The sequence below is a fragment of the Falsirhodobacter xinxiangensis genome (assembly GCF_004959935.1).
In the GTDB taxonomy this organism is placed as follows: domain Bacteria; phylum Pseudomonadota; class Alphaproteobacteria; order Rhodobacterales; family Rhodobacteraceae; genus Falsirhodobacter; species Falsirhodobacter xinxiangensis.
In genome coordinates this window covers 1-21,364 of record NZ_SMYN01000029.1, presented here as the reverse complement: position 1 = coordinate 21,364, position 21,364 = coordinate 1, and the positions used below count along the sequence as shown (strand labels likewise).

General features: G+C 64.2%; 23 protein-coding genes and 1 tRNA gene. 11 read left to right on the top strand and 13 right to left on the bottom strand.

Going from position 1 to position 21,364, the window contains the following annotated elements:
* Nucleotides 1–12 precede the first annotated feature (12 nt).
* Nucleotides 13–828 (bottom strand): restriction endonuclease, encoded by an 816-nt coding sequence (locus tag E2K76_RS18880; RefSeq protein WP_136685997.1) that lies wholly within the window; start codon nucleotides 826–828, stop codon nucleotides 13–15.
* A gap of 16 nt (nucleotides 829–844) precedes the next feature.
* Nucleotides 845–1,105 (bottom strand): hypothetical protein, encoded by a 261-nt coding sequence (locus E2K76_RS18875; RefSeq protein WP_136685996.1) that lies wholly within the window; start codon nucleotides 1,103–1,105, stop codon nucleotides 845–847.
* Between the two features lie 352 nt (nucleotides 1,106–1,457).
* Here E2K76_RS18875 and E2K76_RS18870 point away from each other — a divergent pair, with 352 nt between their 5' ends.
* The 3 genes from E2K76_RS18870 to E2K76_RS18860 all read left to right on the top strand — a co-directional run bounded on the left by E2K76_RS18870 (nucleotide 1,458) and on the right by E2K76_RS18860 (nucleotide 4,115).
* Entirely contained in the window at nucleotides 1,458–2,105 is a 648-nt protein-coding gene (locus E2K76_RS18870) for a recombinase family protein (RefSeq protein WP_136685995.1), read from the top strand.
* Between the two features lie 296 nt (nucleotides 2,106–2,401).
* Nucleotides 2,402–2,728 (top strand): hypothetical protein, encoded by a 327-nt coding sequence (locus tag E2K76_RS18865; RefSeq protein ID WP_136685994.1) that lies wholly within the window; start codon nucleotides 2,402–2,404, stop codon nucleotides 2,726–2,728.
* 538 nt (nucleotides 2,729–3,266) lie between these two features.
* A complete protein-coding gene (locus E2K76_RS18860) occupies nucleotides 3,267–4,115 on the top strand; it encodes a hypothetical protein (RefSeq protein ID WP_136685993.1) in 849 nt (282 codons plus the stop codon).
* A 117-nt stretch (nucleotides 4,116–4,232) separates the two neighbouring features.
* Here the strand turns inward: E2K76_RS18860 and E2K76_RS18855 are convergent, their stop codons facing one another.
* Both E2K76_RS18855 and E2K76_RS18850 read right to left on the bottom strand, forming a co-directional pair.
* Nucleotides 4,233–5,765: a site-specific integrase gene (locus E2K76_RS18855; protein WP_220432306.1), complete on the bottom strand. Its 1,533-nt coding sequence runs from the start codon at nucleotides 5,763–5,765 to the stop codon at nucleotides 4,233–4,235.
* Between the two features lie 92 nt (nucleotides 5,766–5,857).
* Nucleotides 5,858–5,932: transfer RNA gene (locus E2K76_RS18850), tRNA-Thr, on the bottom strand.
* 104 nt (nucleotides 5,933–6,036) lie between these two features.
* Here E2K76_RS18850 and E2K76_RS20485 point away from each other — a divergent pair.
* From E2K76_RS20485 to E2K76_RS18840, 3 genes are read left to right on the top strand one after another with little or no spacing between them, the layout of a single operon-like run.
* A complete protein-coding gene (locus tag E2K76_RS20485) occupies nucleotides 6,037–6,195 on the top strand; it encodes a hypothetical protein (protein ID WP_169053401.1) in 159 nt (52 codons plus the stop codon).
* A gap of 9 nt (nucleotides 6,196–6,204) precedes the next feature.
* Entirely contained in the window at nucleotides 6,205–7,467 is a 1,263-nt protein-coding gene (gene murA / locus E2K76_RS18845) for a UDP-N-acetylglucosamine 1-carboxyvinyltransferase (protein ID WP_136685991.1), read from the top strand.
* A 58-nt stretch (nucleotides 7,468–7,525) separates the two neighbouring features.
* Nucleotides 7,526–7,996, top strand: coding sequence for a DUF2948 family protein (locus E2K76_RS18840; RefSeq protein ID WP_136685990.1), 471 nt, complete (start codon nucleotides 7,526–7,528; stop codon nucleotides 7,994–7,996).
* 76 nt (nucleotides 7,997–8,072) lie between these two features.
* On the opposite strand, the gene E2K76_RS18835 is transcribed toward E2K76_RS18840, so the two are convergent.
* The 6 genes from E2K76_RS18835 to E2K76_RS18810 form a co-directional block, all read right to left on the bottom strand.
* Nucleotides 8,073–8,792 carry a sulfate/molybdate ABC transporter ATP-binding protein gene (locus E2K76_RS18835; RefSeq protein ID WP_136685989.1) on the bottom strand — a complete coding sequence of 240 codons (720 nt, stop codon included), beginning with the start codon at nucleotides 8,790–8,792 and terminating at the stop codon, nucleotides 8,073–8,075.
* A gap of 1 nt (nucleotide 8,793) precedes the next feature.
* Nucleotides 8,794–9,651, bottom strand: a complete 858-nt coding sequence (gene cysW / locus E2K76_RS18830) for a sulfate ABC transporter permease subunit CysW (RefSeq protein ID WP_136685988.1) — start codon at nucleotides 9,649–9,651, stop codon at nucleotides 8,794–8,796.
* Nucleotides 9,644–10,432: a sulfate ABC transporter permease subunit CysT gene (gene cysT / locus E2K76_RS18825; RefSeq protein WP_136685998.1), complete on the bottom strand. Its 789-nt coding sequence runs from the start codon at nucleotides 10,430–10,432 to the stop codon at nucleotides 9,644–9,646. The genes cysW and cysT overlap by 8 nt, the downstream gene beginning before the upstream one ends.
* 25 nt (nucleotides 10,433–10,457) lie before the next feature.
* Nucleotides 10,458–11,435, bottom strand: coding sequence for a sulfate ABC transporter substrate-binding protein (locus tag E2K76_RS18820; protein WP_136685987.1), 978 nt, complete (start codon nucleotides 11,433–11,435; stop codon nucleotides 10,458–10,460).
* 17 nt (nucleotides 11,436–11,452) lie between these two features.
* On the bottom strand, nucleotides 11,453–11,671 hold the full coding sequence (locus tag E2K76_RS18815) for a hypothetical protein (protein WP_136685986.1): 219 nt from the start codon (nucleotides 11,669–11,671) through the stop codon (nucleotides 11,453–11,455).
* A gap of 107 nt (nucleotides 11,672–11,778) precedes the next feature.
* Nucleotides 11,779–12,246 carry an RrF2 family transcriptional regulator gene (locus tag E2K76_RS18810; protein ID WP_136685985.1) on the bottom strand — a complete coding sequence of 156 codons (468 nt, stop codon included), beginning with the start codon at nucleotides 12,244–12,246 and terminating at the stop codon, nucleotides 11,779–11,781.
* Between the two features lie 133 nt (nucleotides 12,247–12,379).
* On the opposite strand from E2K76_RS18810, the gene E2K76_RS18805 reads away from it, so the two are divergent.
* Genes E2K76_RS18805 through E2K76_RS18795 form a run of 3 tightly spaced genes read left to right on the top strand, consistent with a single transcriptional unit; the run spans nucleotide 12,380 to nucleotide 16,176 of the window.
* Nucleotides 12,380–12,853 carry an Lrp/AsnC family transcriptional regulator gene (locus tag E2K76_RS18805; RefSeq protein ID WP_136685984.1) on the top strand — a complete coding sequence of 158 codons (474 nt, stop codon included), beginning with the start codon at nucleotides 12,380–12,382 and terminating at the stop codon, nucleotides 12,851–12,853.
* Nucleotides 12,854–12,884: 31 nt separating this feature from the next.
* On the top strand, nucleotides 12,885–15,224 hold the full coding sequence (gene hrpB / locus E2K76_RS18800; RefSeq protein ID WP_136685983.1) for an ATP-dependent helicase HrpB: 2,340 nt from the start codon (nucleotides 12,885–12,887) through the stop codon (nucleotides 15,222–15,224).
* Nucleotides 15,225–15,237: 13 nt separating this feature from the next.
* A complete protein-coding gene (locus E2K76_RS18795) occupies nucleotides 15,238–16,176 on the top strand; it encodes an aldo/keto reductase (protein ID WP_136685982.1) in 939 nt (312 codons plus the stop codon).
* On the opposite strand, the gene argF is transcribed toward E2K76_RS18795, so the two are convergent.
* Nucleotides 16,173–17,099, bottom strand: a complete 927-nt coding sequence (argF, locus tag E2K76_RS18790; RefSeq protein WP_136685981.1) for an ornithine carbamoyltransferase — start codon at nucleotides 17,097–17,099, stop codon at nucleotides 16,173–16,175. The two genes, E2K76_RS18795 and argF, sit on opposite strands and share 4 nt — an antisense overlap.
* A 78-nt stretch (nucleotides 17,100–17,177) precedes the next feature.
* Complete coding sequence (locus tag E2K76_RS18785) at nucleotides 17,178–18,335, bottom strand: aspartate aminotransferase family protein (protein WP_136685980.1); 1,158 nt, start codon at nucleotides 18,333–18,335, stop codon at nucleotides 17,178–17,180.
* A gap of 317 nt (nucleotides 18,336–18,652) precedes the next feature.
* Here E2K76_RS18785 and E2K76_RS18780 point away from each other — a divergent pair, with 317 nt between their 5' ends.
* Together E2K76_RS18780 and E2K76_RS18775 are read left to right on the top strand one after the other, a co-directional pair.
* Nucleotides 18,653–19,222 carry a GcrA family cell cycle regulator gene (locus E2K76_RS18780; RefSeq protein WP_136685979.1) on the top strand — a complete coding sequence of 190 codons (570 nt, stop codon included), beginning with the start codon at nucleotides 18,653–18,655 and terminating at the stop codon, nucleotides 19,220–19,222.
* Between the two features lie 135 nt (nucleotides 19,223–19,357).
* Nucleotides 19,358–20,611 (top strand): cytochrome P450, encoded by a 1,254-nt coding sequence (locus tag E2K76_RS18775; protein ID WP_136685978.1) that lies wholly within the window; start codon nucleotides 19,358–19,360, stop codon nucleotides 20,609–20,611.
* Here the strand turns inward: E2K76_RS18775 and gph are convergent.
* On the bottom strand, nucleotides 20,569–21,204 hold the full coding sequence (gene gph, locus E2K76_RS18770; protein WP_136685977.1) for a phosphoglycolate phosphatase: 636 nt from the start codon (nucleotides 21,202–21,204) through the stop codon (nucleotides 20,569–20,571). The two genes, E2K76_RS18775 and gph, sit on opposite strands and share 43 nt — an antisense overlap.
* Between the last annotated feature and the right edge of the window lie 160 nt (nucleotides 21,205–21,364).

Here is a 21,364-nt window from a genome sequence, read left to right as displayed (position 1 = left end):
TGGCTCTGAAACTCAATGAGTCTGGACCCTAGAAAAGTCCGCTGTGGTGACGAAGACACCTTTTGTTGCGCCCTCTCCCGTCAGTGAGCCTATGAATTGCTGAATATCAGGCCGACCGACCTTCCTGTCAGCAGCATACCGTTTTGCCTGTATATAAACGGCATCCAACCCCAGCGCGTCCTCGTGAATGATACCATCTATGCCACCATCACCAGTCGCTTTCGTAGTCATACCACGCGCAGCGTCTCCGCCACCGTAACCCATAGACGTGAGCAATTCGAGAATGAGCCTTTCAAAACGCTGAGGCGTTACCTGATAGAGCAATGCTAAAAGTTCATCTCTGAGGGCCGCACTTAGTAGCGAAGAGGCTGCTTCCATGGCGTCTTCTGGGGTCTGACGCTCATCAATCGGAGTAATATCGGGTCTCAATTCTTTAGGCGCACCTTCCAGCGCACCAGCATTGCCTGTCGCAACATTTCCTGCCCGAGATTGGTCTATCCAATCATTAAAGCCGTCGAAGTTAGCCAAATAAGCGTTGTCAATTTTCGTCGGCATTCGCGCAAGAACTGCTCGCCCCGTGTCAGTGATGACGTGCAGGTTTCTTTTTGGTGACGAGAGCAGACCAGCCTTTGCTAGATAGGTCCGAGCCCAGTGAGCGCGACTTTGTAGAATGGTGGTTGTTCCGCTGGGTATCAGTTCAGCAGCTTCCTCGTCAGAGATATTGAATTGTTCTTTCAAGCGGGGGACACAGGCTGCCACATTTGAAACCCCATCAGCGAATAGACGGAGGACAGGCAACATAAGCGTTTCATAATCAGGGACAGACATCTACACTTTCCAAAGGTCATTTTTTCGACAATGATGTCGCTCTGCTAATCTCTGTCAAAATACCAATAGAAACACCAATCACGATAAAAAAGACGGCTTCATTTATCGTTTCTCCAGAGGGTGTCCCTCCAAGATAACGCTGGGTCGCTGCAACCACCGCAGCAGGATCTTCAGAACCAGCCAACATGAAGCCGACAATAAATCCCGTCGCTAGTTGGATCACACCAAGGATGACCGCGCCCCATGCAATTATTCGGCCAACTCTAGAAAAAAACATATCGACTCCTTGCCTTTGCTGGTCACTTATAGCGACGAATCAAGAATTTGGCCAAAATATTCGAAGGGCCGAACTAAACTGTTCTCGCTCCCCACAGCCCCCCGAGCCACCCCATTTCCTGCACCCTACAGTTGCGGTAAGGGCACCCACCATAGGACTAGTTGCGACAGCCGAGCCAAGGCTTTGTCTTCCGCGTGACGATCTTGTTCATCCCGCAATACTCTAGCATCATGCCCACAGGGTATGCCCACGTGGGCAGCCCAGAAGGTGCCAATATAGGTGCCCATAAGGGTTGACATGGTAATGTTGGCACGCATCTATGCTGGCATAACCCATTCTGGCAGGAGTCACTATGTCCCGCATTGTCCTTTATGCCCGCGTCTCCACAGCGGACCAGACTACCGCACACCAGCGCCAACAGGCCGAGGCTGCGGGCTTCACCATTGACGAGGTGATCGCTGACGAGGGCGTCTCCGGCATCAGCATCCCGCTGCGGGATCGCCCCGAGGGTCGGCGGTTGTTCGACAAGCTCCGTCACGGGGACGTGCTGGTCGTCCGGTGGGTTGATCGGCTGGGCCGGAACTATCAGGACGTGACAGACACGATCCGGCATTTCATGCGACAGGGCGTCGTCATCCGCACCGTCATCAACTCCATGACGTTCGACGGGGCCACCAAAGACCCCATGCAGGAGGCCGTCAGGGACGCGCTGATCGGCTTCATGGCTGCAACTGCACAGGCACAGGCCGAGGCGACGAAAGAGGCCCAGAAGGCAGGGATCGCGCACCACAAGGCCACCAGCCCGCAGAAGTACCGAGGCCGCAAGCCGAGTTACACGCGGGACCAGCTCGACCTCATGCGGGATATGCTTACGCAGGGCGCAGGAGCATCCGAGATTGCCAAGGCAACGGGCCTGACGCGGCCCACCGTCCAGCGCCTTCGGGATGACATGGAAGGGGCCGAGGCGGTGCTGGTGAAGTGGTCGGAGGCCGCAGCATGATGCTGGTCGTGGAAGTGCTGGTCTGGGTCTTTCATATCGGGCTGTTCGCAGGGGGCGTGGTGTCGGTCTGGGCGGCACTCTAGCCCCGCACTGCGGGACCACGTGGTCGTCTCCCTATCTGTTTTTGCACTGAATCGGGGGACGGACAGCCGCTGAACTTCAAGGTCTGTGCGTGGCAGATGAGTCACAGGAAAACTTAATCGTCAAAGTAGTTTCCGTATGGAGACCATCTCCTTACGCGGCTGCGCCGGACATGAGATTCTACGGCATCGACCACGCATTGCAGAGGGAACGCCATGCACACCGAGACCACCACGCCGGACCCCATCACCATCGCCTCCGACCTGATCCTATCCACCGCACGGGACACCGTTCGGGCCACCAGAAAGGCCCACGGCAGAAAAGCCGCCCGCAAAGCCGCTGCCCGCATGGAAGCCGCCAACGCCTTGCGCCTTGCCGCAGAGGAACTCTATGAGGTTGCGGGCAGGATCGCGGCAGGGGAACCCGTGAAGCCCAGCAAGCGGGGCGCACAAATGACGCTCTCGCTTCGGGGCGCGGAAGCCAAGATGCGCGAAGGCCAGATGCGTATGGCCGGAACGTGGACAGACCTGCCGCTGTTCTGATCGGGCCACGGGATTATGCCGTAGCATCGGACCAGTCGATTGCGGCATAGCACTGGACCAGCGCAAGGCCCTCGGGGACCACCTCGGGGGCTTTCTGCTGTCCGGCAGGACACAACACCTAGCGCCCTAGGCCACCCTAATACGAAAGGCAGGACGCCCGCACGGGCCACAGGAGGCACCGTAGGGCGGCATTTCGCGATGAGCTAGTCGCTGAACAGTGAAAATCAGCGGGGACGCTGGGCTGCTCTCCACAGCTCTCCGAGGGTCGGCAATTACCCCTCACCATCGGAGGAACGCATACCCTCTTCGGACCTCTCGCGGCAGTCCGAACCACGATCCACAAAATCTAGTGTTTGGCGACCGAGCGCCCCCCAGCGCGACCCAAACCTTCCCCTTCATTCCTTCGCACGACACCGCTGGCACCCCCTCTGGCTGTCTCTCCGCAGCCCTTCGGGCGCTCGTGGTGGGGCCGCTGGCGGTGCCGTGCCGAGGGATGACCTCGACTTGATCCACCACCACAACATCAACGGAGATTACCATGACGACGACCACGACCCCAGCGACCAGCTTCACCCGCACGAAAGCCACGATCCGGCGCGACAAGATCGAGACGCACCCCGACTTTATCACCCGCCAAGGTGAAGTTGACCCCTTCCACCTCCGAGGCATCACACGGGCCATTGCCGAGGGCGAAACACTGCCCCGCCTTCTGGTCTGGAAGGACCCGAACGGGGACCCCGAGGGACCGCTGTTCCTGATCGAAGGACATTACCGCCTCTGGGGCCACGATGACGCAGGGGTCGCCCGCATCCCTGTTGAGGTCATCTCATGCCCCCGCAAGGAGGCGATGATCCTGGCCTCCGAGGACGGACGTAAGGACCGGAAGAACCTGACGCCGACAGAGAAAACCGACCGTGCTTGGCGTCTGGTCTGCGATGACCGCGACACGTTCAGCCGGACTGACATTATGCGGGCCACAGGGGCGTCACGTTCCACCGTGCGACGGATGCGGCTGCGCCGAAAGGAGATGCGCGAACGGGAAATGGAACCTACTGGCTACTGGTGGCGGGACATGAAGGACACGGACGAGGACGGGCAGCGACCAGAAGGCGAGATGACGGAGGCCCAGCGGCGCAAGATCGTCAAGGCGCTGACACCCGCCATCAGAGACATCCTCGACTGGCGTAAATGGGTCCCAGCCATCCCCGACGATGAAGCCCAGTTCACAGCCATTGCAGATGCTCTCGGCCCGCAACGGTGCATGGAGATGCTGATGTTCGCCCTTGGAGGCGATGCGGATGAAGCTGACCGCAGATTGGCAGAAGCGCGAGCAGGGAATGCGATGGACGACGACACCAGCGAAGACGACCACGAACCGAACTTCTAAGCACCAGAGGGTTCACCCGTAAGGTGGGTTCATGGACCCCCTTGGCTCCGCGCCCATTGCGCCTCAATCAGCCCTTTATCTACCGGGATACCCACGGGGGGAGGCGGTCTCACTGCCTCATCCTGCCGTGATCTCAAATCGAGGCAACCGCTGAATTGCATTCCACATCGCGCGAATGCTCACCTCTCCATAATTGCTGGCGGCGCGTCCGTCTTCGTGGCCTTGGATCGCGTCTCGAACTTCCATGTCGATGCCGTAATCGCGGGCCATGGTTTTAAAGCGATGCCGCCAAGCATGGTTGGGTTGCAATGCGGGGTCGGTAATCCCCGCGATCTCACGCACCCATGTCCCGACCTTCGCCCCAACACTTTGGGCGCGTTCGACAGGATCGGCGATTTTGCCACGGATTGGCTTCATGTTACAGAAGACGGGACCGTTTTCCAAAGAACGGATCATCCGGGGTAGGCCCATTTCGAGCAACTGCGGATGGATCGGCACCATTCGGTAGTTGCCGGACTTAACAGAACCAGCCTCGGGAGTTATGCGAAGACAAAGGACGCCGTGTTCCTCGATCAAATCCTCGGTCCGCAACTGCATCAACTCGACAATACGCGCTCCGGTGAACGCGCATATCCAAGGGGCCCACCGAATTGCCCGCTTGTTACCTGCGGCACGACGACCAAGGGTATCAGGGTCTGCCAATGCAGCCTTGAGGATCACGTTAGCTTCCGCATCGGTGAACCCGGCGGGCCGAGTCTTGATTGGCTTACTATAGCGGACCTTGTTTTCTTTGGCGGGGTTGACCTTTAGCTTTCGCTTCTCGACTGCGAGAGCAAACACGACCTTGACCACCGCCAAGTATTTTTGGCCCACGGTCTTCGCCGCAAGTTTCTTTTCGTGCCGCAGATGGTCGCACCAGTCGGCGATGTTCTCCGGCGTCACGCGCTGGGGATCATCGTGGCCGAGGTAATCTATCAGCGCTTCGACTTTATGCCGGAAGTCCCCAACCGTTCGGGCAGACTTTCCTTCCGCTAGATGGTCCCGCTCCCACAGCTTGAACAAAGCGCGAATGCTTATGCCCTCCCCGGCCACCGCAGCGGGCACCGGAAGGGCACCCAGCGCGGGAAAGCGGGCAGCCTTAGGATCGGGGCTATAGTCGCCCTCTGCGCGCTTCTGGTGCTGCTCTGCGGCCTGACGAAAAGCCCGCTCTACCTCGACTATCAGGCGCTGGCGGCTGGCAGCGTCGGTGACAATGCCATTCTCCAGAAGCAAGTTATCCACGGTTGGACCATACCATGGTTCCGCTGCGGTCGGATCGTTTTTCACGCGATCCAGAAGCGCCAGCACCTCCGTCCAGATACCCGCGTCCCCCGGCTCCGCGTCCAGCATCGCCATGTAGTCCTGATAGACGACACCCGAGAGAGCCACGATTTGTTTGTGCGGGATCGGCTCGGGGGACTTTCGGTGCCGCTCCCAGATGAGAGCTTGCTTTCGCACCTCCTCCACGTTTCGCAACTTGGCCGTCGCAGGGTCTTTGGTGCGGAGGGATCGTGAGACGATCTTGTTGCCGAGTATATGCCGAAGATCGGCGGGAACCTTCTGACGAAAATAGAAGACCCCGGTGCGCGGGTGGGGGAAAGGTCGAGCCATCTGCAATACCAAGGTGTAGCACTCCGGTGTAGCACCGAAGTCAATCCAAGCCCTTGTTAGCTTGCATCTTTTTGATCCGAAAGGAGAAAAGATGGTGCTGCAAGAGAGGATTGAACTCTCGACCTCACCCTTACCAAGGGTGTGCTCTACCACTGAGCTACTGCAGCGCCGGTGCAGGGGTTTCCTGCGGTGTGGCGGCTGATTAGAACTAATTTCGGGGCCTTGCAACCCCCAACTGGACGGTTTTTTCGCCTCGGGGTAAAGAAGCTGCATGAGCAGCGAAAATGACGAAACTCCGCAGGACGGGAAAGCGCCCAAGCGCGTGAAACCTGTGCCGGAAACCCGTGAAGACAGGTTGAAGGCGGCGCTGAAGGCCAATATGGCCCGGCGCAAGGCGCAGGCGCGCGCGCGGGCCGATAACGAAGAATAAGGGGCAGGCATGGATTCGATTCTGGTTCGGGGCAACGGCCCCTTGAAGGGGCAAATCCCCATTGCGGGCGCAAAGAATGCCTGTCTGACGCTGATGCCGGCGACGCTTCTGACCGAGGAGCCGCTGACGCTGACCAATGCGCCGCGCCTGTCGGACATCCGCACGATGACACAGTTGCTGGGCTCGCTGGGGGCCGAGGTGGCGGCGCTTCAGGGCGGTCAGGTGCTGGCGATGTCCTCGCACAACCTGACCAGCCAGCATGCCGATTATGACATCGTGCGGAAGATGCGCGCGTCGATCCTGGTGCTGGGCCCGCTGCTGGCGCGGTTCGGGCAGGCCGAGGTGTCCCTGCCCGGCGGCTGCGCCATCGGCGCGCGGCCCGTCGACCTGCACCTGAAGGCGTTGGAGGCGATGGGGGCGGAGCTGGACCTGCGCGACGGCTATGTGCGGGCGAAGACCTCGGGGCTGCGTGGTGCGGTGTTCGTGTTTCCGATCGTGTCGGTTGGCGCGACGGAGAATGCGCTGATGGCGGCAACGCTGGCGAAAGGCACGACCGTGCTGAAGAACGCCGCGCGCGAGCCCGAGATCGTCGATCTGGCGCAATGCCTGCGCCGCATGGGCGCGCAGATCGAAGGTGAAGGCACCTCGACCATCACCATTCAGGGCGTGGACCGTCTGGGCGGCGCGACGCACCCCGTCGTGACCGACCGGATCGAGCTTGGCACCTACATGCTGGCCCCCGCGATCTGCGGCGGCGAGGTGGAATTGCTGGGCGGCCGGATCGACCTGCTGGCGGCGTTCTGCGAAAAGCTGGACGCGGCGGGCGTGTCGGTGACCGAGACGGATCGCGGGCTGACCGTGTCGCGCAAGAACGGGCGCATCCGTGCGGTGGACGTGGTGACGGAGCCCTTCCCCGGCTTTCCCACCGACCTTCAGGCGCAGATGATGGCGCTGCTTTGCACCGCCGAAGGCACCTCGGTGCTGGAGGAGAAGATCTTCGAAAACCGCTTCATGCACGCCCCCGAACTGACCCGTATGGGCGCGAAGATCGAAGTGCATGGCGGCCACGCGACCGTTCACGGCGTCGAAAAGCTGCGCGGCGCTCCGGTCATGGCGACGGACCTGCGGGCCTCGGTCTCGTTGATCCTTGCGGCACTGGCGGCCGAAGGGGAAACGGTGGTCAGCCGCGTCTATCACCTCGACCGCGGATACGAGAAGGTCGAAGAAAAGCTGTCGGCCTGCGGTGCGCTGATCGAGCGTATCGCCGGATGAGCTTGCCCTTCGCGCCCCGTTCCATATGTTTGCGTGAAACATCGTAAGGGGCGCGAAGATGGCTGATGCACGGTTCGAGGATGGCGACGAACGCCCGCTTTATCTTGGGGCCGAGGATGCGGACGATCTGCGCGTGATCTCGACGCTGGTGCAGGACGCGGTGCTGCCGATTTCCGAGATGAAATATCGCCCCGCGAAGCGTCAGTTCGCGCTGCTGCTGAACCGCTTTCGCTGGGAAGACCGCGAGGCCGCCGAACGCGCGGGGCGCGGTGTGGAACGGGTGCAGTCGCTGTTGTCCTTCGACGGGGTGCTGGCGGTGCGCAGTCACGGGATCGACCGCAGCGATGCCGACACGGTGCTGTCAGTGCTGTCGGTCGAATGGAAAGCCGGCGAGGATGGCGCGGGCGCGGTTGAGATCACGCTGGCCGGGGACGGTGCCGTTGCGCTGGACATGGAAGCCTGCGATGCGACACTGCGGGACGTGACGCGGCCCTATCTGGCGCCGTCGCGAAAGGCGCCGCAGCACTAGTAGCGCTCCCGCCACTCCTCGACGGCTGCGCCATCTCGTCGATGTTGGGCCGAGCCGGGGCTTGCGCCCCGGCAGGTCAGGCGGAGATGAACTCGCGCACGAAATCGGTAGCCGGGCGGGCACGGATGTCGGACGGTTTGCCGATCTGTTCGATCCGGCCCATCGACATGACGACCACCAGATCGGCAAGCTCCATCGCTTCCTCCTGGTCATGGGTCACGAAGACCGTCGTCAGGCCGGTGGCGTCGTGGATCTCGCGCAGGCCAGTCCGCAGTTCCTTGCGCACGCGGGCGTCCAGTGCACCGAACGGCTCGTCCAACAGCAGCATCCGCGGCTCGATCGCCAAGGCGCGGGCCAAGGCCACGCGTTGCCGCTGGCCGCCCGAAAGCTGCGTCGGGAAGCGTTTGCCGATGTCCGGCAGCTGGATCAGCTCCAGCAACTTGGTCACGCGGCGGGTGATCTCGGCATTCGGCGGGCGGGAGGCTCGGGGCCGCGCGCGCAGACCGTAGGCAATATTCTCGAACACAGTCATATGCCGGAACAGCGCATAGCTTTGGAACACGAAGCCCGCGCGGCGTTCTTGCACCGTCAGGCCGGTCGCATCCTTGCCGTCGAAAAGCACGCGACCAGAACTGGGAAACTCCAGCCCCCCCAAAATCCGCAGCAGCGTCGTCTTGCCCGACCCGGACGGCCCGAGCAAAGCCACCAACGCGCCCGAAGGGATCGGCAGGCTGACCGGATGCAGAGCGGTGGTGTCCCCGAAGGATTTGGCGATCTCGTCGATCTCGATATGCATCTCAGTGGCCTCCGGTGGCAGAAAGGGCGTCGGCGTGACGCCATTCCAGCAGGGTCTTCAGCGCCAGCGTCAGCAGCGCCAGCAAGGCAAGCACAGCCGCGAGCGAGAAGGCCGCGACGGACAGGTATTCGTTATACATCATCTCGATGGTGATGGGCATGGTCGCCGTCTCGCCCCGGATCTTGCCGGACACGACTGCCACGGCGCCGAATTCACCCATCGCGCGGGCGTTGCACAGCAGAACGCCATACAGCAGCGCCCAGCGGATGTTCGGCAAAGTCACGGTGCGGAAGACCCGCCAGCCCGAAGCGCCCAGCGTCAGGGCGGCTTCTTCCTCGGCCTTGCCCTGTTCGATCATCACCGGGATCAACTCGCGCGCGATGAACGGGAAGGTCACGAAGACGGTGGCCAGCACGATCCCCGGCAGCGCGAAGATGATGGGATAGCCGTTCGCGACCAGCAGCCCGCCCAGCGTCGAATTGGTGCCCAACAGCAAGACGAGGCACAACCCCGCCACGACCGGAGAGACCGAGAACGGCAGGTCGATCAGCGTGATCAGGAAGGCCTTGCCTTTGAAATCGAACTTGGTGATCGCCCATGCCGCGGCCACCCCGAAGATCGCATTCAACGGCACCGAGATGGCGGCGACGGTCAGCGTCAGCCGGATCGCCGCCAGCGCATCGCGCGAGCCGAGGGACTTCACCGCCTCGCCCACGCCGCGCGACAGGGCTTCGGCAAAGACGACGATCAACGGGGCCAGCACCAGCACGGCCAGAAGCACCACGACGACGCCGATCAGGATGCGGCGGACGATGGGCGCCTCTTCGGTCGGGGCGCGGAAGGTGGTTGCATCAGACATGACGGCGGCTCCACATCTGGATCAGGTTGATGACCAGCAGCATCGCGAACGAGATCAGCAGCATCGCGATCCCGATGGCGGCAGCGGCGTCATAGTTGAACTCCTCCAACCGGATGACGATCAGCAGGGGCGCTATCTCGGTCAGGTTGGGGATGTTGCCGGCGATGAAGATGACCGACCCGTATTCGCCCACCGACCGCGCCAGCGACAGCGCAAAGCCGGTCAGCGCGGCGGGCGTCAGCATCGGCAGGATCACCCGGCGCAGCGTATAGAGGCGCGTGGCCCCCAGCGTCGCGGAAGCCTCCTCGACCTCCTTCTCGATCTCGGCGATCACCGGCTGGACGGTGCGGACCACGAAGGGCAGCCCGACGAAGACCAGCGCGATGAAGATGCCGATCTGGGTATAGGCGATGCGGAACGGGAACAGCGATCCGAACACCCCGTTCGGCGCATAGAGCGCGGTCAGCGCGATGCCCGCCACGGCTGTCGGCAGCGCGAAAGGCAGGTCCACGCAGGCGTCGATGAACCGCCGGCCCGGAAAGGCATAGCGCGCCAGCACCCATGCCAGCGCCACCCCGAAGACAAGGTTGAACAGCGCCGCAAAGAAGGACAGCTTGAACGACAGAAACAGCGCGTTCAGCACGCGCTGCGACGAGACGATGTTCCAGACCTCGGCCGGGCCCCATGCGATGCCCCGTGCGACCAGCATCGCGATGGGCAGGATCACGATGACCGAAAGCATGGTCAGCGTGATCCCCATGGACAGGCCGAAGCCCGGCATCGCGGACTTCTGGCGATGGATCAAATCAGTTCCCCGAATAGATCTGGTCGAAGACGCCGCCGTCGCCGAAATGTTCCGGCTGCGCTTTGGCCCAGCCGCCGAAATCTGCGATGGTCACGAGGTCAAGCTCCGGGAACCGCGCCACGTCTTCGGGTGCGGCGGCCGAGGTGTCCCATGCGCGATAGTAATGCTTCAGCGCCAGCGCCTGTGCTTCGGGGCTGTAAAGCTGCTGAAGATAGGCCGTCGCAAGTTCGCGCTGCGCATCATTGGCGATGTTGCCTTCGACCAGCGCGACGGGCGGTTCGGCAAGGATCGACACCGACGGCACCACGATGTCGAACTGATCTTCGCCCAATTCGTCCAGCGCCAGCCACGCCTCGTTCTCCCATGCCAGCAGCACGTCACCGATGCCGCGTTGCGTGAAGGTGGTGGTCGAACCGCGCGCGCCCGTATCCAGCACCGGCACGTTCTTATACAGGCTGCTGACGAATTGCTGCGGGTCCTGCCCGTTCTTTTCCGCCCAGGCCCATGCCGCCAGATAGTTCCAGCGTGCCCCGCCCGAGGTTTTCGGGTTCGGCGTGATGACCTGCGTGCCTTCCTTCACCAGATCGCCCCAGTCGGCGATGCCCTTCGGGTTCCCCTCCCGCACCAGGAACACGATGGTCGAGGTATAGGGCGAGGACTGATGCTCCAGCTTCGACTGCCAGTCGGCGGGGATCTTCTGGGTGTTGGTCGCGATGGCGTCGATATCGGCGGCCAGCGCCAGCGTCACGACCTGCGCGTTCAGCCCGTCGATCACGGCGCGGGCCTGCGCACCCGATCCGCCATGCGAGGTGTCGATGCTCGCGGCCTCGTGCCCCTGCCCTTCCCACCAGTCCGAAAAGTATTCGTTATACTCGCGATAGAATTCGCGCGTCGGATCGTATGACACGTTCAACAGCGTCTCGGCCGAGGCGGGAACCGCCAGGGCAAGCGCGGCGATCAGCGATAGCGTGGTTTTCATGGCTGTCTCCCTGAAGATCAGACGGGCCGCTCGCCGGTGGCGAGGGCGCGTATCGTTACATCCCATTGGCCCGGATCGCGGCCCTGCATCAGCTCGTCCGCGACCAGCAACGGGTCATTGGTGAAAATGGACAGCGGCATCCCCACGGGGCTGCAATCCACGAGCCGAACCTCGAACATCGGGTTCAGCGGCGGAATGCCTGCCTTTGGCGGAGATCGACGGAACGCTGCGAACATGACGGCCTCCTTTCCTGAAATGACCGCGTCTTCCCGCTAATAACGACAAGGTTGGTCGTTTTTTACAATGAAAGAAATCAGTCATTTTATCCTACCGAAGTAGGATATTATTCTCCGACCGAGGCGATGGGAGAGGCCAGACGCTCGATCACGTCAGATTTTTCCGTCAGGTCGGCCAATGTCAGGGATTCGATCAGCAGCAGATAAGCCCAGAAGACCTGCCCGAACATCTGCCGGATGCGGCAGGATTCCTCGTCCACGCAATCCTCGCACGGCTGATAGGCGCGGCGCGAAAGGCAGGGCAGCGGGGCGATGGGTCCATCCATCTGGCGCAGCAGCTCGCCGATGGAGATGGTGTTCGGCTCCTTGATCAGCACATAGCCGCCCGCCCTGCCCCGGCGGCTGCGAATCAGCCCCACGTTGCGCAGGTCGATCAGGATGTGTTCCAGAAACCTTTTGGGCGTGCCCGACCTGCGCGCGATCTCCTCGATCGTCAGCGCGCCGTCGTCATGGACGGCGGCTTCGGCCAAGGTCATCAGCGCCTTCAGCGCATATTTCGTTCGCTGCGAGATCATGTTCCCTGCCTATCCTGCCCTGCGATCCACATCAATCTGCCGCGCAAAAATTAAATCCTTAATACACGATCAAGGTAGTAGACTTTTATTTTGGATGTGGCAGAGTGCCCGCACATTCGGGAAGGACCAGATCATGCAGACACTCGACCTCATCGACCGTAAGATCCTCGCCGAACTCATGCGCGATGCAACCGTGCCGATCGCGCGCCTGGCGGACCGCGTGGGCCTGTCGCAGACGCCCTGCTGGAAACGGGTCCAGAAGCTTCAGGCGGCGGGCATCATCACGGGCCGCGTCGCGCTGGTGAACCAAGCCAGCCTCGGCCTTGGCCTGACCGTCTTCGTCGGCGTAGAAGCGCCCGAACACAGCGCCGAATGGCGCACCCAATTCACCCGCGTCATCGCCTCGCTTCCGCAGGTGATGGAGGTGAACCGCATGGCGGGCGATCTGGATTACCTGCTGCGCGTCGTGCTGCCGGACATGGCGGCCTATGACGGCTTCTACAACGATCTGACCGACGGGCTGGCGATCAAGCGCGTCACCGCCCATTTCGTGATGGAGCAGGTGAAGGCGCAGACAGTCTATCCGATCAACACCACCAGCCATTGAACCATGCACCGGCCCGCGCGATAAGCGGGCCATGCGAATGCCCCTTCCCATAGACGAGGCGCTGCCCGCCCTTCGCGATGCCGTGGACACGCAGGGGATGGCCGTGCTTCAGGCCCCGCCCGGCGCGGGCAAGACGACCCGCGTGCCGCTGGCGCTGCTGCACCTGCCCGGCCGCATCGTCATGCTGGAGCCGCGCCGCCTTGCCGCCCGCGCCGCCGCCGAACGGCTGGCCGAGGAAATGGGCGAGCCGGTGGGAGGGTCCGTCGGCTATCGCATCCGCGGCGAATCCCGCCCCGGCACCCGGATCGAGGTGGTGACCGAAGGCATCCTGACGCGGATGATCCAGAACGATCCGTCGCTGGACGGAATCGCGGCGGTCATCTTCGACGAATTCCACGAACGGTCCCTGAACGCGGACCTTGGGCTGGCGCTGGTGCTGGAATCGCGCGCGGCTTTGCGCGAGGATCTCGTGGTGGTCGTCATGTCCGCCACGCTGGATGCCGAACCCGTGGCCGCGCTGATGGCGGCGCCGGTGATCACCTCGGCGGGCCGCGCATTCCCGGTCAAAACCCGCTGGCTGCCCCGCCCCACCGACCGGCTGGAGCCGGAGATGGCCGCCACGATCCGTCAGGCGATCGAGGAGACGGAGGGCGACATCCTCGCGTTCCTGCCGGGCGAGGGAGAGATTCGCCGGGTGCAATCGCTGCTGGACGGCGACGTGCGCGCCCTGTTCGGCGCGATGGATTTCGCGGCTCAGCGGGCAGCGCTGGCCCCGTCCTCGGGCCGCCGGATCATCCTTGCCACCTCCATCGCCGAAACCTCGCTGACCATTCCCGGCATCCGCGTCGTGGTGGACGGGGGCCGCGCCCGCCGCGCACGGTTCGATCCGGCATCCGGCATGTCGCGGCTGGTCACAGAACGCGTGACGCGGGCCGAGGCGGAACAGCGCCGCGGCCGCGCCGGACGGACCGCCCCCGGCATCTGCTATCGCCTCTGGACCCGCGGCGAGGAAGGCGCGCTGGCCGCTTTCCCCCCGGCCGAGATCGAGGTCGCGGACCTGACCGGCCTTGCGCTGGAACTGGCGGTCTGGGGCTCGGGCGATCTGCCCTTCCTGACCCCGCCCCCCGAAGGCGCGCTGACCGAGGCGCGGACGCTGCTGCACGACCTTGGCGCGCTGCGGGGCGGGCGCATCACCGATCACGGGCGAAAGCTGGCGCTGGCCCCGCTGCATCCGCGTCTTGCGCATATGCTGGCGCTGGCGGGGGGTGACAGCCCGACGCTGGCCGCCCTGCTGGCCGAACGCGACCCGCTGCGCGGCCAGCCCGCCGACCTTGCCCGCCGCATGGACGCCGTCCGCACCCCCCAGCGATTCGCAGAAACGCACCGCCCCACGGTCGAACGCATCCGGGCCGAGGCGAAACGCCTGTCGCGCATGGCCGGGACGGGCGATTACAGCCTTGGCCAGATGGCGGCGCTTGCCTATCCCGACCGCATCGGGTTGCGCCGCAAGGGCGATGCGCCGCGCTGGCTGCTGTCTGGCGGCAAGGGCGCGGCGATGGAGCCGGGGCAACCCCTGTCCGGCCAGCGCCTGATCGTGGCGACCGACCTTGACGGCGACCCGCGCGAGGCGAAGGTGCGCCAAGCCGTTCCCCTGACCGAAGCCGAGGCCCGCGCCGTCCACCCCACCCGCTGGGAAGACGTTTGCGAATGGTCCCGCCGCGAAGGCCGCATCATCGCTCGGCGGCGCGAGATGATGGGCGCGCTGGTGCTGGAGGATCGCATCTGGGACGCCCCGCCCGAGGCGATGGCCCGCGCCGCCTTCGACGGACTGCGCCAGATCGGCCTGCCATGGACGCCCGCCGCCGCCCGCCTGCGCGCCCGCATCCGGCTGTGCGATCTGATGGACGTCTCGGACGAGGCGCTTCTGGCGGACCCGGATTGGCTGCTGCCCTATCTGTCCGGCAAACGCAGCGAATCGGACCTGCGCGGGCTGGACCTGACCGAGGCCCTGCGCGCGCATCTGGGCTGGGACGGGGTGCAGACCATCGACCGCATGACACCGCCCCACTTCACCACGCCTTTGGGCAACCGCGTTCCCATCGACTATGATGATGTGCCCGCGATCGAGGTGCGCCTGCAGGAGCTGTTCGGCCTTTCCGCCCATCCGACCGTTGCGAACCGACCTTTGCGCGTTACGCTTTTGTCCCCTGCCCGCCGTCCGGTGCAAGTTACAATGGACCTGCCCGGATTCTGGGCCAATTCCTATGCCGACGTCCGCAAGGACATGCGCGGCCAGTATCCGCGCCACCCCTGGCCGGAAAACCCGCTGGAGGCCGCCCCAACCCTGCGCGCCAAGCCGCGCGGAACCTGAGAAGGAGACGAGGATGAAACGCAGACTTGGCCAGACCGACCTTCTGATCGAGCCGTGGGTGCTGGGCACCAACACCGCAGGCTGGACGGCGGACGAGGCAACATCCTTCGCAACCTTCGACGCCTTCGTGGATGCGGGCTTCACCGCCTTCGACACCGCCGACGTCTATTCCCGCTGGGTGCCCGGCAATGACAGCGAAAGCGAAAAGATCATCGGCCGCTGGATGAAATCTCGCGGCAACCGGGGCCGCGTCCAGATATTCACCAAGACCGGCATGGACATGGGCGATGGGCGCAAGGGCCTGTCGGCAAAGCGGATCGTCGAGGCGGTAGAGGAATCGCTGACCCGTCTGCAGACCGACCATATCGACCTGTATCAAAGCCACCAGCCCGACCCTCACACCCCCGAGGAGGAGACGCTGGAAGCCTATGCCCGGCTGGTCGAGGCGGGAAAGATCCGCTGGATCGGCTGTTCCAACTACAACGTCGCGCAGCTTGACCGGGCGATCCGCCATGCCAAGGAAGGCGCGTTGCCGATGTATCAATCGGTGCAGAACGAATTCAACCTCTATACCCGCGAGCATTACGCCACCGACATGGCCGAGCTTATGCAGGGCAACGGGCTGTCGCTGCTGCCTTGGTATTCGCTGGGCGCGGGGTTTCTGACCGGCAAATACCGCACCGAGGATGACGTGAAGAACTCGCGCCGGGGCGAGAGCATCGCGAAACGCTATCTCAACCCCCGCGGCAAGGCGGTACTGCACGCGATGGACCGCGCCGCCGAACGCGAAGGCGCCAGCCTGACCGAGATCGCGCTGGCATGGACCGTGGCGCAGCCGGGCGTGGTGGGCGCGCTGTGTTCTGCCAGCTCCCCCGCGCAGGTGGAGGAACTGGCACGCGGCGTCACGCTGGACTTGTCAGCGCAAAGCCTGCGGGAACTGGACGCGGCCTAGACCCCGAGGCACCAGCGCAGGACCGCCTTTTGTGCATGAAGGCGGTTTTCGGCCTCGTCGAAGATGACCGAATGCGGGCCGTCCATGACCGCGCTGGTCGCCTCGTCGTTCCGGTGGGCGGGCAAGCAATGCATGAACAGCGCGTCGGGTTTCGCCAGCCCCATCAGCCTTTCGTTGATCTGATAGGGGCGAAGCTGGTTGTGCCGCCGTTCCTTGGCCGATTCCGGGTCGTGCATCGACACCCATGTGTCGGTCACGACCAGATCGGCGCCGGTGACCGCCGCCTCGGGGTTCCGCTCCACCGCAACGGTCACGCCCTTTTCGCGGGCGAAGTCGATCCATTCGCGTTCCGGGTCCAGCGTCTGCGGGCCGGTGAAGGTGAAGTCGAAGCCGAACTGCCCCGCCGCGTGGATGAAGCTGGCGCAGACATTGTTGCCGTCGCCCGCCCAGACCACCTTCTTGCCGGCGATGGGCCCGCGATGTTCCTCGTATGTCATCACGTCGGCCATGATCTGACACGGATGCGTGCGGTTGGTCAGCCCGTTGATGACCGGCACCGTCGCATGTTCGGCCATCTCCAGCAGCGTCGCTTCCTCGAAAGTGCGGATCATGATGAGGTCGACATAACGCGACAGCACGCGGGCGGTGTCGGCGATGGTCTCGCCATGGCCCAGCTGCATCTCCTTGCCGGACAGCACCATGGTCTGCCCGCCAAGCTGGCGCACGCCCACATCGAAGGACACACGCGTGCGGGTGGACGGCTTTTCGAAGATCAGCGCGACCATGCGCCCGTCCAGCACGCGGTCATCGTCGGGCGTGCCCTTGGGGCGGCCGTTCCGCGCCTGTTTCATGGCGATGGCGCTGTCGATCATCCCCCGCAGCGCGGTCGGATCGGTGGTGTGGATATCAAGGAAGTGGTTCATTTTCAGGCTCTTGTTGATGACAGGGGAAGGCGGCGCCCTCCCTGTCGTCGCGATGCGCGCGTGGCCCGGTCTTCGGTCTCAGACACTTGCGGCGGCCTTGTCCAGCCGGGCGATGGCCTCGGCGATGTCCTCGTCCGGGATGTTCAGCGCGGGCAGAAGGCGCAGCACGTTATCCGCCGCCGGAACGGTCAGCAGGTTCTGCGCGTAAGCCGCCTTGACCACATCCGCCACCTGCGCCTTGCATTTCAGACCCAGCAGCAGCCCCTGCCCGCGCACGCCCTCGAACACCTCGGGGTAGGATGCGACCAGACCTTCCAGCCCCTGCCGGAACAGCGCGGCCTTGCGTGCGACCTCGGCCAGAAAGGACGGATCGTTCACGACATCCATCACCTTGCCGCCGATGGCACAGCCCAGCGGGTTGCCGCCATAGGTCGATCCATGCGTGCCCGCAACCATGCCCGCAGCCGCCGCCTCGGTCGCCAGCACCGCGCCAAGGGGGAAGCCGCCGCCGATGCCCTTGGCGACCATCATGATATCGGGCGTGACACCTGCCCATTCATGCGCGAACAGCTTGCCGGTCCGGCCCATGCCGCACTGCACCTCGTCAAAGATCAGCAGCGCGCCCGTGGCATCGCATTTCGCCCGCAGCGCGCGCAGGAACGCGTCCGAGGCGACGCGGATGCCGCCCTCGCCCTGCATTGGCTCGATGATGACAGCCGCAGTGGTGTCGGTGATGGCATCCAGGGATGCGGGATCGTCGAATGGCACCTGGCGGAAGCCGGGCAGCAGCGGGCCGAACCCCTTGACCATCTTCTCCGAACCGGACGCTGCGATCGCGGCGCTGGACCGGCCGTGGAAAGCGCCTTCGAACGCGACGATGTCGCTGCGCCCACCTTTTTCATACCAGTATTTCCGGGCCATCTTCACGGCCAGCTCCGCCGCCTCGGTCCCCGAATTGGTGAAGAAGACGGTGTCGGCGAAGGTCGCATCGACCAGCGCCCGCGCCAGCTTTTCCTGTTCCGGGATCGTATAGAGGTTCGAGACATGCCACAGCTTGTTCGCCTGCGCCGTCAGAACCTCGACCAGTTCCGGTGCGGCATGACCCAGCACGTTCACCGCAATCCCCGCGCCCAGATCGAGGAAACGTTCCCCATCTGTCGTGGTCAGCCAGCTTCCACGCCCTTCGGCAAAGGACAGCGGCGCGCGGTTGTAGGTCGGCAGGACAGGCGTGATCATGGGATTGGTCCTTGGAACTTCGGCGACCAAGGGGTGCCAAAGCACTGCCCTCAAGTCAATCGTGGATAGGGAAAATGCGTGCGCGCACGCGGGATCGACACGTCAGAAGCGACGTCGGGGACGGGCGGAAAGGGCGGTCCATGCGATCATCCGGAATTGCTAGCGCCCCGCCCCCGCCCATGCAAGCGTTTTGCGCCGCGCGCCCTTGAAAATCACGCGCGCGGCTTGTATCTCCGCCCCTCGCGCCGCTAATATGCGCCGATACCCAGATCCCATCGCGCGCGGGCGGCGTGCGGGAAACCAGCGGAAAGACCGATATGTCCTGGACCGATGAACGCGTCGAAACCCTCAAGCGGATGTGGATCGAAGGCCAGTCCGCCAGCCAGATCGCCAAGGAACTGGGCGGGGTCACGCGCAATGCCGTGATCGGCAAGGTCCATCGTCTGGGCCTGTCCAACCGCGCCGGGTCCGAGGCAGACGAGCCGGAAGCCACGGCCGCCCCTGAACCCGCCCCCGCCCCCCGCCCCGAGCCGGTGCGCGCCGAACCCGTGCGCGAGGCCGAGCCCGCCCCCGCACCCCGTGCGGCCCCCGCCCCGATCCCCGTCCGCAAGGCGATCATCCCTGCCGGGCAGCCGCTGCCGCCGCAGCCCTCGGCGAACGAGATCAGCCCCGAAGCCCTGGCCTCGGTGCGCGAGGTCGAAAAGCGCGCCCGCCGTCTGACGCTGATGGAATTGACCGAACGGACCTGCAAGTGGCCCATCGGCGATCCCGCCACCGAAGATTTCTGGTTCTGCGGCCTGCCCTCCACCGCCGGAAAACCCTATTGCGAGGCCCATGTCGGCGTCGCCTTCCAACCGATGAGCGCGCGGCGCGACCGTCGCCGCTGAAGTTTTCGCACGGATTTTAGGCGCGCGGGGGAAACCTCGCGCGTTTTCGCGTTTTTCCGGGAACCTTTTCCGACATCCCGCGTTTCTGCGCCAAGAAGCTGCGCGCGCAGTCACGGGTTTTCAGGGAGACATGCGATGACGAGACAGGACCCGGAGAGCTTCGGCTCCCGTGGAGGTGCCAGCGCCGCGATCCCCGCAGGCCTGCCCCGGCTTCCCGGTCTCGATCACACACTTCGCGTCCTGAAAACCGGCTATCCCTTCATCGGCCAGACCTGCGACACGCTTGGCGTGGACGGCTTCCGCGCCCGACTGATGCTGCGCGAGGCGTTCTGTCTGCGCGGCCCCGAAGCGGCGGCCCTGCTTTACGGACGATCCGGCGTGATCCGCCCGATGCGCAACAAACATGGCGTCCGGCATCTGGAGGGCGAGGCGCACCGCCGCCGCAAGGCGCTTTTCATCCGCCTCGTGATGGACCCCGCCCGCGTCGAAGACCTGACCCGCAGGTTCGAGGATGCGTGGATGCGCGGCCTGACCCCCGACCGCGAGATCACGGTGCTGGATCACGCCAATACCGCCCTGACCCGCGCCGTCTGCGGTTGGGCCGGGCTGGACCTGCCCGATCGCGACATCGCGCGGATGACGCATATCCTGTTCCGCATGAGTGATCGCAGCGGCCATTTCGGTCGCGGAACACTGGCGACGTTCGTGCAGCGGCGGCAGCTGGAACGTCAGCTTCGCGTCGCGCTGCGGAACGCGCAGGGCGATACCCCACTTGCCATTCTCGCCCGCGAATTGCCGCCCGAAACGGCGGCGGTGGAGCTTTTGAACATCCTGCGCCCCGTCGTTGCCATCGGTCGCTACATCGCCTTCGCGGCCAAGGCGCTGCACGAACATCCGATGTGGTGCGATCTGTTCCGCAGCGGCAACGAGGACTACATCGCCGACTTCTGCGAGGAGGTGCGCCGCACTGCCCCCTTCGTTCCCTTCACCGCCGCCATCGCAACCGAGGAACTGGTCTGGCAGGGCGCGATCATTCCCAAGGGAAGCTGGCTGTTGCTGGACCTGTTCGGCACGAACCGCGATGCGCGTCATTTCCCGATGCCGGACCGCTTCCGGCCCGAACGGATGCTGGACTGGAAGGCGCAGGACGACTGCTTCATCCCGCAAGGCGCCGGCAAGGTCGAACGCTCGCATCGCTGCCCCGGAGAGATGGCGACGCTGGCGCTGATGACCTCCGCCGTGCGGATGCTGTGCTGCCGGATGGAATACACCCTGCCCCCGCAGGATCTGAGCGTCGCGCTGAACCGCGTGCCCGCCCAGCCCGCATCGGGCGTGCGTATCCGGGTTCAGCGCACCAGCCGCGCGACGATCTGCGGCAGCTCGGCGTAATCGTCGAAGCGGAACCGGTGGATCATCGCCTCCGGCTCGGTATGGCGATAACCACCGGTGAACAGCGCGAAATCGATGCCCGCCGTCTTGGCGGTCGCCTCGTCCACCTCACTGTCGCCGACATAAAGCACCGGTCCCTCGCCCAGCCGCCGCGCCGCCTCCAGAAGCGGCTCGGGATGCGGCTTGCGGAACGGCAGGCTGTCGCCGCCCAAAACCACGTCGAACGGCCCCAGATCCAGCGCCTTCAGCACCGCCAGCGCCAGCACCTCGGGCTTGTTGGTGCAGACAGCCAGCCGATGCCCCGACAAGGCGGCAAGCGCCTCGGGCACGCCGTCGAAGGCCCGCGTCAACGTCGCACTGTCCGCGCCATAATGCCGCCCGAAGCACTCCACCCAAACGGCCTTGTTATCGGCGGTGCCGACAGCCTCCATCACCCGAACCACCAGCGCCTCGACCCCATTCCCGATGAAGCCCCGGATCGTCGCCAGATCCAGCGGCGCATACCCCCGCTCCACCAGCATCGCACCCGCTGCGGCGTGAATGTCGGGCAGGCTGTCCACCAGCGTCCCATCCAGATCGAATATGATGTTCATTCCGCCCTCTCCCCAAGCGCGCGGCAGCGGCGTCCGGCGATGGCCCGCTGGGCCTGAGCCGGACGCCACCCCCCGTCAGTAAACCACGACCGAGCGAATGGACTCGCCGCGATGCATCATGTCGAAGCCCTTGTTGATGTCTTCGAGCCTGAGGGTGTGG